General features: G+C 33.2%; 12 protein-coding genes and 1 pseudogene. 5 read left to right on the top strand and 8 right to left on the bottom strand.

Annotated features, from left to right (window positions below; translation table 11 throughout):
* Positions 1-68 precede the first annotated feature (68 nt).
* The gene (locus V9L04_RS13995) at positions 69-4,778 is read left to right on the top strand and encodes a choice-of-anchor D domain-containing protein (RefSeq protein WP_338790437.1); all 4,710 of its coding nucleotides are present in this window, start codon (positions 69-71) and stop codon (positions 4,776-4,778) included.
* An 85-nt stretch (positions 4,779-4,863) separates the two neighbouring features.
* Here the strand turns inward: V9L04_RS13995 and gatC are convergent, their stop codons facing one another.
* The 4 genes from gatC to V9L04_RS13975 form a co-directional block, all read right to left on the bottom strand.
* Positions 4,864-5,157 (bottom strand): Asp-tRNA(Asn)/Glu-tRNA(Gln) amidotransferase subunit GatC, encoded by a 294-nt coding sequence (gatC, locus tag V9L04_RS13990; protein ID WP_338790436.1) that lies wholly within the window; start codon positions 5,155-5,157, stop codon positions 4,864-4,866.
* Positions 5,158-5,299: 142 nt separating this feature from the next.
* The gene (locus V9L04_RS13985; protein WP_338790434.1) at positions 5,300-7,144 is read right to left on the bottom strand and encodes an ATP-binding protein; all 1,845 of its coding nucleotides are present in this window, start codon (positions 7,142-7,144) and stop codon (positions 5,300-5,302) included.
* A 150-nt stretch (positions 7,145-7,294) separates the two neighbouring features.
* Positions 7,295-7,396 carry a hypothetical protein gene (locus V9L04_RS13980; protein ID WP_338790433.1) on the bottom strand — a complete coding sequence of 34 codons (102 nt, stop codon included), beginning with the start codon at positions 7,394-7,396 and terminating at the stop codon, positions 7,295-7,297.
* A gap of 53 nt (positions 7,397-7,449) precedes the next feature.
* Positions 7,450-8,064 (bottom strand): alpha-ketoglutarate-dependent dioxygenase AlkB, encoded by a 615-nt coding sequence (locus tag V9L04_RS13975; RefSeq protein WP_338790432.1) that lies wholly within the window; start codon positions 8,062-8,064, stop codon positions 7,450-7,452.
* Between the two features lie 178 nt (positions 8,065-8,242).
* Here V9L04_RS13975 and V9L04_RS13970 point away from each other — a divergent pair, with 178 nt between their 5' ends.
* From V9L04_RS13970 to V9L04_RS13955, 4 genes and pseudogenes are all read left to right on the top strand, one after another.
* A complete protein-coding gene (locus V9L04_RS13970) occupies positions 8,243-9,619 on the top strand; it encodes an NAD(P)/FAD-dependent oxidoreductase (protein ID WP_338790431.1) in 1,377 nt (458 codons plus the stop codon).
* A gap of 93 nt (positions 9,620-9,712) precedes the next feature.
* Entirely contained in the window at positions 9,713-9,940 is a 228-nt protein-coding gene (locus tag V9L04_RS13965; RefSeq protein ID WP_338790430.1) for a hypothetical protein, read from the top strand.
* A gap of 126 nt (positions 9,941-10,066) precedes the next feature.
* Positions 10,067-10,975 carry an IS982 family transposase gene (locus V9L04_RS13960; RefSeq protein WP_338790429.1) on the top strand — a complete coding sequence of 303 codons (909 nt, stop codon included), beginning with the start codon at positions 10,067-10,069 and terminating at the stop codon, positions 10,973-10,975.
* A 15-nt stretch (positions 10,976-10,990) separates the two neighbouring features.
* A pseudogene (locus V9L04_RS13955) lies at positions 10,991-11,056 on the top strand (hypothetical protein); the annotation flags it as partial.
* A 223-nt stretch (positions 11,057-11,279) separates the two neighbouring features.
* Here the strand turns inward: V9L04_RS13955 and accC are convergent.
* The 4 genes from accC to dndC form a co-directional block, all read right to left on the bottom strand.
* Positions 11,280-12,635, bottom strand: a complete 1,356-nt coding sequence (gene accC, locus V9L04_RS13950; protein WP_338790427.1) for an acetyl-CoA carboxylase biotin carboxylase subunit — start codon at positions 12,633-12,635, stop codon at positions 11,280-11,282.
* Between the two features lie 268 nt (positions 12,636-12,903).
* A complete protein-coding gene (accB, locus tag V9L04_RS13945) occupies positions 12,904-13,398 on the bottom strand; it encodes an acetyl-CoA carboxylase biotin carboxyl carrier protein (RefSeq protein WP_338794203.1) in 495 nt (164 codons plus the stop codon).
* A gap of 168 nt (positions 13,399-13,566) precedes the next feature.
* Complete coding sequence (efp, locus tag V9L04_RS13940; protein ID WP_338790426.1) at positions 13,567-14,136, bottom strand: elongation factor P; 570 nt, start codon at positions 14,134-14,136, stop codon at positions 13,567-13,569.
* A gap of 549 nt (positions 14,137-14,685) precedes the next feature.
* A complete protein-coding gene (gene dndC / locus V9L04_RS13935; RefSeq protein ID WP_338790425.1) occupies positions 14,686-15,525 on the bottom strand; it encodes a DNA phosphorothioation system sulfurtransferase DndC in 840 nt (279 codons plus the stop codon).
* Positions 15,526-15,574: the final 49 nt, after the last annotated feature.

The following is a 15,574-nucleotide window of genomic DNA, read 5'->3' as shown; positions in this document are numbered from 1 at the left end:
AGGATTTTTATATATCATCCCTTTAGCTAGTTAAAATTCTTTTTGGAACTACGTAAAATAACAATGTTATGATAAAAAAATATATTTTATTGCTTCTTTTAGGGCTATCTTCTCAAGTGGTTTTAGGACAAAATACACGGAACAATGATGCCCAAGTTAGAGTGAGAGCAGGTACGTTTATTAGAGGAGGAAACTTTGCTAACCTAACACCTACCTCTTCGGTAACACTTGATGGAACGCTTACACTACGGAATGACCTCTTAAATAATGGAACATTTACAGGAAATAACAATTCCCTTGTGTCCTTTGAAGGGGGAGTAACACAAAATGTTCTTGGAACTACTGCCTTACAATTATTTGAGCTAGTAGTTAATAACTCGGCAAACAACGTCGTACTCCAAAATGGAGTAACACTAAGTAATAGTTTGACCTTGACAAATGGACAACTTATCAGTGAAGTTGCTCCTGTAACTTTTACAACAACTGCCCTTAATCCTATTGAAACTAATGCAAATCGAATAATAGGTACTGCCATTATGAGTCCTCGCCTTATTGGAACAGGAACTTTGACAGAGTTTTTAGGTGTATCGCTGGATGCAGGAGCTAATCTAGGTAATGTTTCGCTTACACGTTATACTGGCAACACACAAGGAATTATTTTTAATGGAACAAATGAAGGTATTGCTGTGCATTGGTTATTGAGTAGTGATAACAATGTGTCTCGTACGATTACTTTCAACTGGCTTTCAGGTTTAGATAACGGAAAAGACTTAACTCAAATGCAACTTTGGCGATCTACTACAGGAATACTTCCAGCAAACTGGCAGACCGTAAATACAATACCAGTTGCAATGCCAACACGTTCTTTTGGATATCTAAGTAACGATTTACAGCGTTATTGGACATTTTCAGACGTGTTAAACCCATTAAACTCATTAAATCCAGAAATCAATCTACAAGGTAATGGAACTGATATTGTAGATGATGATGTAACGCCAAGTCTAACTGATGACACTAATTTTGGAAGTGTTTTAGAGTGTGGCACAAATACGATTGTCAAAACCTTTACCATTCAAAATACAGGGACATCCGTTTTGAATATTACAGGAATTACTATTGGAGGAGCAAATGCAGGTAATTTTACATTGGGGACTCTTCCAACAACTGTAGCAGTAGGTGGAAGTGAAACCTTTACGGTTACTTTTGACCCTTCTGCAATAGGCGTTCGAAATGCAACTATTAGTATTGATAATAATGATACAGACGAAAATCCATATAATTTTTCTATTCGTGGAACAGGAACAGCAGATGGTACAAATCCAGTCATTCCAACTTTAGCAGATGTTACTGCTGAATGTAGTGTAACCCCAACTGCACCAACAACAACAGATAATTGTGCAGGAACAGTTACAGGAACAACAGGAACAGTATTTCCAATCACGGCACAAGGAACAACGGTTGTAACTTGGACATTTAACGATGGTAATGGCAATTCAGTAACTGCTGATCAAAATGTAATTCTTGATGATGTTACAGCACCAGTAGTGCCGACATTAGCAGATGTTACAGCCGAATGTAGTGTAACCCCAACTGCACCAACAACAACAGATAATTGTGTAGGAACAGTAATAGGAACAACAGGAACAGTATTTCCAATTACTGCCCAAGGAACAACGGTTGTAACTTGGACATTTAACGATGGTAATGGCAATTCAGTAACTGCTGATCAAAATGTAATTCTTGATGATGTTACAGCACCAGTAGTGCCGACATTAGCAGATGTTACAGCCGAATGTAGTGTAACCCCAACTGCACCAACAACAACAGATAATTGTGCAGGAACAATTACAGGAACAACAGGAACAGTATTTCCAATTACTGCCCAAGGAACAACGGTTGTAACTTGGACATTTGATGATGGTAATGGAAATACATCGACAGCAGACCAAAATATAATTCTTGATGATGTTACAGCACCAGTAGTGCCGACATTAGCAGATGTTACTGCTGAATGTTCGTCTACTCCAACTGCACCAACAACAACAGATAATTGTGCAGGAACAGTAACAGGAACAACAGGAACAGTATTTCCAATTACAGCCCAAGGAACAACAGTTGTAACTTGGACATTTGATGATGGGAATGGAAATACATCGACAGCAGACCAAAATGTAATTCTTGATGATGTTACAGCACCAGTAGTGCCGACATTAGCAGATATTACTGCTGAATGTTCGTCTACTCCAACTGCACCCACAACTACAGATAACTGTGTTGGAACAGTAATAGGAACAACAGGAACAACATTTCCAATCACAGCACAAGGAACAACAGTTGTAACTTGGACATTTGATGATGGGAATGGAAATACATCGACAGCAGACCAAAATGTAATTCTTGATGATGTTACAAATCCAACGATTACAGCACCAATAAATGTGACTGTAAACACAGATACAGGACTTTGTACAGCTTCTGGAGTTGCTTTAGGCACACCAACAGGAAGTGATAATTGTGGAACACCTACCTTCACAAATGATGCTCCTGCTACTTTCCCTATTGGAAACACAACCGTAACTTGGACAGCAGATGATGGTAATGGAAATACTCAAACAGCAACACAAACAGTTACTGTAAACAGCACTAGAGAAATCGATGTGCAAGGAAATGCAGTTTCTATTGTAGATGGCGATGTAACCCCCAATGTTTCTGATGATACAGATTTTGGAAACACAGTCACATCAAGAACTATTACTTATACGATTGAAAATACTGGAACAGAGACTTTGACTATTACTTCTATTGTCTCCAGTGGAACAAATACAGCTGATTTTGTAGTAAGTAGTATTCCAGCAACCGTTAGTGCAGGGGGAACAGCTACTTTTGATGTTACTTTTACGCCTTCTGGAACAGGAACAAGAACAGCAACCATTACAATAAATAACAATGATTGTGATGAAGCTGCTTATGATTTTGCAGTAGAAGGAAGTAATACTTCTGGAGGTGATGTGCTTTTGGTACGTACAGGTATTTTTTACCCTACTATCCAACAAGCAGTTGATGCAGCGATAGCAAATGATACCATAAAACCGACAGGAAATAGAAATTATCCTGAAAATGTAATCGTAGATAAAAACCTCACTTTTACTTCTGATTTTACAGATTATAAAAATGTAAACATCAATCAGATTTTAGTAGAAAATGGAAATAAACTGACTATTACAGGCGATATGAGTATTGTAGAGGTTTTACATTTAGAATCTACTGGCGAAATGGAAGTTACAGGTTCAACAACTGATTTTGCCTTGCTTTCTTCTGCAACTCAAACGGCTTTAGTAATCAATGATTCTCCTACAAATACAGTTGTAGGAACTGTCATTATGGAACGCTACTTACCTGCTGTTTCAGATTTAGGAGGCACAGATGGAAGAGGGTATCATTTATTTAGTTCTCCTTTTTCTGATGCAACTGTTTCCCAGTTTGGCGATGATATGAGTCTAGTTCTGACGACAGCTTACAATACAGCTCCCGAACCTGCCTTTGTTCGTCCTTTCCCTACTTTCTTCCAGTATGAAGAAAGTAATGCAGGTGCAACATCAAGTGCTTATTTCAATCCATTTATTTCTAATTACAAAGTTCCTACCACAGCTAATTTGACTGTAACTAGAGGTTATCAAGCCAATATTTCAACAGGTGTAACGGTAGATTTGAATGGAACATTGAATAATGGAAGTCAATCTATTTCTGTTACAAATAGTGGAGGAGGATTTAGCCAAGAAGGTTATAATTTGGTTGGAAATCCATATCCATCTCCTATTGATTGGGAGTTAGTTTTGCTAGCTTCTACAGGAGTTGAAGATGCTGTTTATATTGATATTCCAGTTAATCAGTATCAAGGGATTTTTGCAGAATATGTCAATGGCGTTTCGAACAATGGAGGTAAAAAAGAAATTGCTTCTATGCAAGGTTTCTTTGTCAGAACTCTAGGTGGAGGAACTGTCAATATGAATAATGGGGTTCGTTTGAGTACGGATACTCGTTTCTATAAGACGACAGAAACTGAAAATCTGAAAGAAGGATTGATTAGAATTGCTCTCAAGAAAGGAAATTCTTTGGATGAAACCACAATTTATTTTGAATCAGGGGCAACTCCTAACTTTGATGGCAAATATGATGCAGCCAAACTTCACAAAATGAATAGTGCAAGCCCTACGCTTTATTCATACAATGAAAATACAGAAACAGCAGAAACGGAATATTTTGCTATCAATGGATTAGGACGTTTTGATTCCGACCAAAGTTTACCTTTAGCGATGAATATTCTGACAGATGGAGAGTATGAAATTACGCTTCGCAGTATGAAATATTTCCATTCAAAACACGAGCTTTATTTGTATGATTCATTGACGGATTCGTTACATAACTTAAAAGCAGAAGGCGATTATAAGTTTGAAGCAACAAAAGGAAATGAAGTAAAACGTTTTGTGCTTTTATTCAAAACAGAAGCAAGTCAAGATTTCTTTGAGAATGAAAAGCTAATGGTGTATCCAAATCCAACTCCAAATCGTTTTTCATATAGCTTGAGGACAAACAGAGAAGGAAATTACACCATTCGTTTGTTTGATGCCACAGGCAGAATCATCTTTGAGGAGAGCAAAACAAAAGAAGGAGCATTTTTAGAAGGCACAATTGATTTAGAAAAACAGGCTTCTGGTTTGTATTTACTTCAAGTTTCGGATTCTGAAAAAACAACTACTGTACGTATTGTTAAAGAATAAGCACTATTCAATTTAATATAAAAAAAGGCTGTCTAAACCAGACAGCCTTTTTTATGAAATTTGAATCAAGAAGACAAAAATGTTCTTATTCTATAACTTTTGGTGTTCTGAAATAATCTGAATCTTTTTTAGGAGCATTTTTGAGTGCTTTATCATGTGAAAGAACATTTGCTATTTCATCATTTCTCATTACGTTTACTTCTTCTGAAATATGTGTAAGTGGCAATGTATTTTCAGTATCAATTTCATTAAGCTGTTCAACCCAACCCAAAATTTCGTTTAAATCATCTGCCATAGCAGTTTTGTCATCTTCTGAAAATTCTAAACGAGAGAGATGTGAAATATCCTCAATTAATTTTTTATCTACAGTTACTTTCATTTTTTCTAGCGAATTAGTTGATATTGTAGTGAATAATGAACCACTTAATTATCAAACAAAATTACGAATTTTTCATAGTTTTTTCTAAATAAAGTTACTGTATTTGAAATTCCTATCTTTTAATGCTCGCATTTTCCAATTGTTAGCTTTTTATTTCTTGTAATTGTTCGGCAAGAGGTAAGTCAAATATAAAACTTGTTCCTTTTCCTTCTTCGCTTTCTACAATTATTTGTCCTCCATTGGCTTCTATAAAGTCTTTACATAAAAGTAGTCCTAAACCTGTTCCAGCTTCATTATTAGTGCCTTGTGTGGTAAAATGTTTGTCTTTCTTAAAGAGTTTATTTAGATTTTCTTTGCTCATTCCTATTCCTGTATCAGTTACAGAAACAATTACTAGATCATTTTTTATCATAGATGAAATACTAACTTTTCCTTGTTTAGAAGTAAATTTGAGTGCATTTCCTACTAGATTTCTCAAAATAATATCAAGCTGATTGGGGTCAGCAAATACTTTAGCTTTTGTGTCTACTTCATTTATAATCTCTATTTCTTTACTTTCTGCAAGAGATTTAAAGAATTTTTTCTGATTTTGAGCTATTTTATTCAAATTAATTTTTTCTGGTGTTGGTCTCAAACCTTGCATTTGTGCCTTTGACCATTCCAAAACATTATTAAGTGTTTCTAAATGGTGGTCGACAGAAATCTTGACTTCTGTTGCCAGTGTTGTTACTTCTTCTAAATTTAAAGCTCCATACTTAATGAGTGTCAAATACCCATTCACAGATGTAAAAGGCGTTCGTAGGTCATGAGAAATAATAGAAAATAATTTATCCTTCACTCCGTTACTTGCCTTCAATTTATCTCTTTGTTTTTCCAAAATTGACTTTTGACTTTCTAGTCGTTCTTGTTGTTCTTCCAACAAAATAGCTTGTTCTTGTAATTGATTCCTCTGCTCTGCCAAATATTTATTTTTTTGGCGTGTACGAATATAAAAGTAAAACAAAAGACCACTAACTATCAAAATAAAAAAGGCTATCAAAACAGCTATTCGTGTAATTGCTTTTTGTTCCTGAATACGTTGTATTGTTTCAGCACGTTCAGCATTCACTTTTTCTCTTGTAAGCTCAATAGCAAGCTCTTGTTTTGTGTATTTATTGGTAAGTATACCTAAACTATCTTGCTGACTTTCAACTATCTCCGTTTTTTGGCGTAGTTCTAAACCTTGATTAATCAATTCTAAATCTAATTTTTCCTTTTGGAGGGCTAAAACTTCTGCTTTTAATTTTTCTTTATCCAAATCAGTTTCGACTTTCTCTATTTTTCGTTTTTGTAAAAGTTCATTAAAACTTTTATAGAGATTAAAATAATAGGTCTTTTGTTCATCATTACCTGCCTTTTCATAAGTTTCTGCAAGCATTCCATAACAACTTCTCATCTGAGCTATATCATTTGCTTCTTGTGCTATTTCTAGGGCTTCTTTCAAAAACTTAGCTGAATCATCATATCTTTGTAGGTTATTTAAGACAACAGAAATATTAATGAGTGAAGAAATAATAGTTATATTTTCAGAGTTTTTACGCCTTCCTTCTAATGTTTTTTGAAAGAAATAAAGTGAAGAATCATATTTTGACAAGTCAGCATAAATCATAGCCAAATTGCTATAAATTCCATACATTCCACTTTTATTATTTACCTTTCTATTAAAATCTAATGACTGATGAAAATAATTAATGGCAGGACGTAGCTCTTTTGCCTCCCATTTTATGAGTGCAGCTTTATTGAGATAATCACTTGCTCCTCTATAGTCTTCTTGACTTTCTCTTTCTTTAGACATAGAAAGATACTCTTCAACACTCACTTTTTTTCCATCTTTGGTATATTCATCTTGTGCAAAAGAATAGTTTTGGATAAAAAACAGAAATTGAATTATGAAAATAAAGGAGATAACAAACGAGAAAGAAATTGAAAGAGTTAAATAATTTCTCATTAAATAGACAAAAAGGTATAATAAATCAAATAGTCGATTGTAAGATAAATAACTATTTATTAAATATAGGACTTTAGTAACAAATATGCAAAACTGTTTGGAAAATTTTTATAATTTAAGTTATAATTTATAGAACTTTTTTGAGTTTAATTACATCTTGATTTTTCTAAAAGTCAAATTAATTCTATGCTCATTGATTTTAGATTCTTTAGGAACAGCATGTTGCCAAAAATGCTGAATTTGTCCTGCCATAATCAAGAGCGAACCATTAGTTAAATAAAACTCTAATTTATGAGACTTGTTATTTATCGCAATAAAAAGCGACGAGGAACACCAAAATTAACCGAAGCGATAACAGGATTTTGACCTAATTCTTTTTCATTATCACTGTGCCAACCCATTGAATCTTGTCCATCTCTATACCAATTTAACAAAACACTATTGAATTTTATTTTTTTAGTTTCTTCTAAAGTTATCAACTTTTCAATTTTTGATTTTATAAATAGTAATTTTTCATTCCAAGGATTAGGTTTTAATTTTAGACCAGAATAAGAATAAGCAGCCTCTTCATCTCCATACCAAGCCGAAAAACGAGGTTCAAAAAGTAACTTTCCAAAAATTTTAATTTGGTCGTGTGTCCAATTTATATTCTTAAAATGTATTTCTTGTAGTTTTTCTTTCTCAAACTCTCTCCAATCTATCTTATTCCAGTTTAGATTATAGTCATTTTCTAAAAAATAATCCATCAATTCATTATTCAAATTCTCATCAAAAAAATTCGGCACAAAAATCAATTTTCCATTCGGAATAGTGATGATAAATGTTTTTTTATTTTCATCAAAAAAATACGAATAGCCTTTTTTTTGAGGTAAAATGAAAGGTAATTTGTTTTGAAATAAAGATTGATTGAATAAGTCCATAATTTAATTTTTTAGTTCATTTTTGATATTGTATATCTTTTTAGAAAATGAAATTGTTTCTTAAAAACAAAACAAGTGCGTTAAAATAATAGTAGAAACTAAATCATAGACTAACTTTTCAACTAATCTTTCCTTAAATTGTGAATTATTTTCTAAAACTAAAAAACACATAAAATACATGTCTTCAAAAGTGACTTTAGTAGGTGCTGGTTTAGTAGGTTCTTTGCTTTCTATTTTTTTAGCAAAAAAAGGACTGCAAGTAGAAGTTTTTGAGCGTCGTCCAGATTATCGTAAAATTGGTGCTGTTGGTGGGCGTTCTATCAATTTGGCTTTAAGTGATAGAGGTTGGAGAGCTTTAAAAGAAGCAGGAATCGAAAAAAGAATCAAAGATGTTGCACTTCCTATGCGTGGGCGAATGATGCATGCGACAGATGGAGAACTAACTTTTCAGCCGTATGGAAAAGAAAATCAAGCTATTTATTCAGTTTCAAGAGCAATCTTGAATGAAGTTTTGATGGATGTAGCTGAAAAAGAACATGGTGTAAAATTCAATTTTAATCAGCGTTGTGAAGATGTAGATATAAAAGAAGCAAAAGCAACTTTTGAAAATGAAGAAGATGGAAAAAATAATGAAAGACAAACCATAAAATCTGATGTTATTATTGGTGCAGATGGTGCTTTTTCATCTGTACGTGGACACATGCAAAGAATGCCTCTTTTCAATTATACACAATACTATCTTCCTCACGGTTATAAAGAACTTCATATTCCTGCCAATGAAGATGGAAGTCATAAATTAGCACCTGACGCATTACATATTTGGCCTCGCCATAGTTTTATGTTGATTGCACTGCCTAATACGGATGGAAGTTTTACTTGTACACTTTTCTTGCCTTTTGAAAGTGATAAAGGAAATAAAGAAGCCTTCGAAAAGCTCAATACAGATAAAGAAATAATGGCGTTTTTTGAAACTCATTTTGCTGATACAATCCCGCTTATGCCAACTTTACTAGATGATTTTAAGCAAAATCCTACGTCTTCTTTGGTTACAATTCGTTGTTCGCCTTGGGCGTATGAAGGAAATGTTTGTTTGATTGGTGACGCTTCTCATGCAATTGTTCCTTTTTATGGACAAGGAATGAATTCGGGTTTTGAAGACTGTTTTTATTTCAATGAGTTTATGGAAAAACAGCTTGAAGAGAACGATTCTATCAACTGGAAAGATTTATTTTCAGATTTTCAAGATGAACGTATTCCAAATGCAAATGCTATTGCAGATTTGGCGATTCAGAATTTTATAGAAATGCGTGATAGAGTGGCTGATCCAGAATTTTTGTTGAGAAAAAAGATTGAAGCTAAGTTACATGAAAAGTTTCCTAGTCGTTGGATTCCACAATATACAATGGTTACTTTTAGTCATTTACCGTATTCGTATGCACTTGCTACTGGTAAAAAACAAGAGCAAATTATGAATGAAATTATGAAAAAAGAAGGCATTGAAACAAACTGGGAAAATTTGGATTGGGAGCAGATTGTAGATAAACTGCATAAATGATTATACTCTAACTTTTTATTAAAATTCTGCGTATAATATCCTAAAAACAAACAGTTCGTTTGTCTTACTACTTTATTTTAACAAAAAACTTTAATGAGCAAAAGCAAAAAGATTTGGTTAGGCATTTTTACATTTTCTCCTCTGATAGTAACTATTTTGGCTATAATTGCTTTTATGGGAACTTTCATTACTGTTATTGCGACAGCTTCTAGCCAGCAAAATCCACCTGATGGTTTTCCTGAGTTATTTATAGGAGGATTTTTTACATTTTTTATCTTGATTTTATTAGCTTCCTTAGCTGATTTGGGAATCACTATTTAATGTGAACTCGGTTTTTAACTAATTGACTTTCAGTGTTTTGTTTACTTATTTCAGTTATTTTTGTCAAAAAAGGCTAAAAAAGGTTATTTTTGAATAGCTCTACTCAACTTTAACCTCTTTAGCCTTATGTTTGACAAAACTATAAAATTCGACGAAGACCACCTAATCGGTATTTTTTATTTAGTAGATGAGTTCTGTTTACAAGCTCAATCTTATGTATCTAGTAAATGGGTGGGAACAAAAAGCAGTTCCACTTTCACCCCTTCTCCTACTCGTGTTCCCCAGTTATCAGCTAGTGAAATAATGACTATTTTAGTATATTATAATTACTCAGGTTATAAGAATTTTCAATACTATTATCAACGTTTTGTGTGTAACGATTTAGTCCCTTATTTTCCTAAACTTTGCTCCTATAACCGATTTTTAGAATTAATAGAAAGGGTAAGTTTACCTATGTATGTACTCGCCAAACTCCTGTGTGCTAAAAGTGAAGAAACAGGTACTTACTTCATTGATTCTAAGAAAATAGTTGTTTCTGATAATCGTCGTATTCACTCTCATAAAGTGTTCAAAGACATTGCAAAACGAGGAAAAGGGTCAATGGGGTGGTTTTTTGGATTTAAACTTCACTTAGTCATCAATCATTTAGGAGAGGTAATGGCTTTTGAAATTACAGCAGCAAATAAGGCTGATAATAACCACAATCTACTCAAAAATTTATTGAAAAATTTGAAAGGAAATTGCTTTGGTGATAAAGGATATTTGACAAAACTTTGGGAACAACTCTATGAAAAGGGACTTAAAATGATAACTAAAACAAAAAAAAATATGAAGAATCAACTCATCACATTGAAAGAAAAATACACACTTAGAAAAAGAGCCATTATTGAATCTGTAAATGATATTTTAATTTCCGTTTTTGACGTAGAACATTCTAGACATAGGAAGCCTATAAACGCATTTACGCATATGGCAGCTACAATAGTAGCTTATCATTTCTACCCAGAAAAACCTAGAATATTTGTACCTAAATAATACCGAGTTCACGTTATTTATTACATCATTGATATAGTAAGAGATGAAAATGTAGATGAAACTGAAAAAATAATTTGGGTTTTGGCTCTCTTTTTTGGTTCTTTTATCAGTACGGCTGTATATTATTTTGTTCGTATTTGGAAAAGAAAAGAAGGAGGCGTTCTGATCAATAAAAAAGTAGAATAACTTAACTAGTTCAACATATTATATAAAAAAAGACTTTAACCGAATTAATCAGTTAAAGTCTTTTTTGTAAAATACTATTTTCTTGCCATTATTGCTTTTTCCAACAGTGACATTATGATTACTCTGCTATTGAAGTGAAGTCAAAACTTTCTAAGAATTTGGTTGTAAAATCTCCTTCTTTGAATTTTGGATCATCCATCAATTTCAAATGAAATGGAATTGTTGTTTTTATTCCTTCGATTACAAATTCTTGTAAAGCTCGTTTCATTCTTACGATAGCTTCTTCTCTTGTCTGTCCGACAGAAATAAGTTTTGCAATCATAGAATCGTAGTGAGGAGGAATTGTATAACCTGCATAGACATGAGAATCTACACGAATACCATGACCACCTGGAATATGCAAATGTGTAATTTTACCTGGTGAAGGACGGAAGCCTTTTGTTGGGTCTTCTGCATTAATTCTACATTCGATACTGAATAATTTTGGATAATAATTTCTACCTGAAAGAGGCATTCCTGCAGCTATTTTAATTTGTTCTTTTACCAAATCAAATCCTGTAACTTCTTCTGTAATAGGATGTTCTACCTGAATACGAGTGTTCATCTCCATAAAATAGAAATTTTTGTATTTATCTACTAAAAACTCTACTGTTCCTGCACCTTCATAGTTGATAGCTTTTGCAATGGCAATGGCAGCATCTCCCATTGCATCACGCAATTCCTGTGTCATAATAGGTGAAGGAGTTTCTTCTACCAGTTTTTGATGACGACGTTGGATAGAACAATCTCTTTCTGATAAATGACAAGCATCACCTTTTCCATCTCCAAAAATTTGTATTTCTACGTGTTTTGGTTCTACTACAAATTTTTCTAAATACATAGCCCCATTTCCAAATGCAGCTTCGGCTTCTTGTGTAGCAGAATCCCATGCTTTCTGAAACTCAGATTCGTCATTGATGATACGCATTCCTTTTCCTCCACCACCAGCAGTAGCCTTGATGATGACAGGATAGCCTACTTCTTTTGCTTCTTTAACCCCTTGTTCGATGGATTTTAGAAGTCCTTCAGAACCTGGAACAGTAGGAACACCAGCAGCTTTTACAGTTGCTTTAGCAGTTGCTTTGTCGCCCATTCGGTTTATCATGTCTGCACTTGCTCCGATAAATTTTATATCGTGTTCGGCACAGATAGCTGAAAATTCAGCATTTTCAGATAAAAATCCATAGCCAGGATGAATAGCATCTGCATTTGTGATTTCAGCAGCAGCAATGATATGAGGAATTTTGAGATAAGAATCTCTACTTGGAGCAGCCCCAATACAAACAGCTTCATCAGCAAAACGAACGTGCAAACTTTCTTTATCAGCAAGCGAATAAACGGCAACCGTTTTGATTCCTAATTCTTTACAAGTTCGGATAATGCGAAGTGCAATTTCTCCTCTATTGGCAATTAATATTTTGTTAAAAAGTTTCACGCTTTAATCAGTTACCAGTAAACAGTTACCAGTTACCAGTTACCAGTTATCAGTTATCAGTTTCAGTTAAATTTACTTTAAGGTTTTTTGATAAAATGATAGTACGATAACTCACAACTTACTGAATACTTTTTATGAATGAAAAAATTAAAATGATTTTCTGTGATACTTATAAATTGTGAATATTTAATTATAAACTAATAATTTGATGATAAAAAATGTATTTGCATTCATTTATCACTAACAACTTATAACTTATCACTAAAAATTAGTTTGGTTCAATTAAGAATAAAGGTTGGTCATACTCTACTGGAGTAGCATTTTCTACCAAAACTTTTACAATTTTACCTGAAACATCAGATTCAATTTCATTAAATAATTTCATTGCTTCAATAATACAAATTGTTCCACCTTCTTTAATAGAATCACCTACATTTACAAAAGCAGGTGTTTCAGGATTAGCAGAGCGATAGAAAGTACCTATCATTGGTGATTTTACAGTGATATAATTTCCTGTATCTGCTGGTTTAGTTTCTTCTTTTTTTGCTTCTACTTGTGGTGTAGTTGTAGGAGTTTGTTGTGCAACAGCTTGTTGAACAGGTGGCGCAACTTGCTGTGTATATTGTTGAACAGGTTGTGCAGAAATAGTATGAGCTGCACTTCTTTTTACACTAACTTTAAATTTATCAGTTTCAATATTTACTTCTTCAAGACCAGTTTGATTGATAAATTCGATAAGTTCTTGAAGTTCTTTTGGTTTCATGCTCATAAAATATGGCTTTTTAGTGTGAGTAAAATCGTGTTAGGTCAGAATGATTACTTTTTTATTCATTCTTGGTTTAATGTCCTAAAAATAGAAATAAAAAACGGTTTTTGAGAAGTATCTTGACAAAATACTTTCAAAAACCATTTATTGATTCGTTTGCTAGGCTTATTTATTACGAATACGTTCCATATAAGAACGCTCTGCTGTGTTTATCTTTATTAAGTCGCCTTCGCCAATAAACAAAGGAACTTGAATTTCTGCTCCTGTTTCTAAAGTAGCTGGTTTTGTAGCATTGGTAGCTGTGTCGCCTTTTACCCCTGGTTCGCTGTAAGTAACCAAAAGCTCAACATAACCTGGTACTTCACACGTCAAAATTTCTTCTGTTTCGGCATGTACCATCATTTCTACAATCATTCCTTCTTTCAAAAATTCTGAACGTTCTATCATATCAGCAGCAACAAATGTTTGCTCATAGGTATCTTTGTGCATAAAGTGAAAACTATTTTCATCTTGATACAAATACTGATAAGGACGACGCTCAACACGTACAGTAGTTATTTTGTGTCCTGCCGAAAAAGTATTATCAAGTACACGTCCTGTAACTACATTTCTCATTTTGGTACGCACAAATGCAGGACCTTTACCTGGTTTTACGTGTAAAAATTCTGTTATAATATAAAGTCCATTATTGAATTCAATACAAAGACCATTTCTAATATCTGAAGTACTTGCCATAATTTTTTTAATAAATCTTCTTTAGCTACATTTTTAGTAAAAGAAGATAGTAAAGACAAACTAAAAATTTATAAAGTGCAAAATTAAGAAAAGTAGTTGAGAGTTTGGTAATTATGAGATAAAAAAATGAGTTTTGAAAACTATTTTAAATATAGGTGTAGATAAAATGAAATAAGAACATGGTTAAAATAGTAAAAGGTATGAAATTTTTCTCAGTCCTCTGACAAAAGATTTTGCAAAAAGATAAAAAAAAACCATAATTGAGTTTCTTACAAAATTTTTCTCACAAAATTTTCTCAATTATGGCAAAAGCAAAGTATGCTTCTAGTGGCAAAGTTACAAAATTAGTTACTGTTTTATCTTCTCATTTGACAGAGTTTCATCTTGCACGAGTTCAATTTATAGGTCTTTTTGTAATAGCTGTTATAAAAGTAGGCTTAGGAGGATTGATTCAAATTGCTACGGCTTTTGAACGGAATGTAGAATGCAGCTCCTCCTTACGTCGTATTGAACGCTTTTTAAATGGCTATAACCTTGATTTTAAGGCAATTACTCGTTTAATTGTTTCTTTACAAGGTATTGATAAGTGGAAGGATATTGTTTTATGTCTTGACCGTACCAATTGGAAGGTGGGTAAAAAAAATGTAAATGTTTTATTGCTTTCAGCAGCCTAGGGGTAGTTTTATCTATGACTAAAGGACAATCTCCAGCATTTGCATTTCTGTACAAAGTAACTAACTCTTTATGAACACCTCCCCATGGTGGTGGTACTTGATTTAGGTATTGCCAAAGTTCTATAGTTTTTACATCTTTTATAGGTGCATAAACATGTGTATTTGGCAGTTGATGCTTACGTAAACGTTGTCCTTTAACTTCATGCTTCTTCATTGATGATGCACGATTTGAACTCTCAGCACTTCTAGTTCCTAGTAAAATGATTGCTTCTCCCTTTTCTCCAACTTTATCTAAAATAAAACGAGTTGTGGGGTCTATTTTCAACCGTTCTGTACACCAACGATAAAATCGGTTTGGTGCAGGATAACCTAACCCTATTAATTTTATCCAAAAAGTATCTTCTAGTTTTGGAATAGTTTGATGAACAGAAATTGGTAAAGACTGTTCGTTAGTAGCTTTTTGTATTTTGTTTAATGTCTTATTGACAAATTTTACTATTCTTGGGTTTTCTACTAAAGTATCGTTACAAACAACATGAATTTGACGAGTAAGTAAAATAGGATCTAACTTCTTCAAAGCATTCCAAACTACCTGTAACAACATTGTGCTATCTTTTCCACCACTAAAACCTATTATCCAAGGTCTATCCAAATTTTCATCGTATAGATACTGATCTATAATCTCATTCTCTAAATAATAAATATCAAAAAACATAATATATATAAATTTAAAACTGTAAGGTATTTTTCTGTATTACTTTGGA

The organism is Bernardetia sp. MNP-M8 (genome assembly GCF_037126285.1).
In the GTDB taxonomy this organism is placed as follows: Bacteria; Bacteroidota; Bacteroidia; order Cytophagales; family Bernardetiaceae; genus Bernardetia.
The sequence above is the reverse complement of the archived record's forward strand: the minus strand, read 5'-3'. Positions and strand labels throughout refer to the sequence as shown.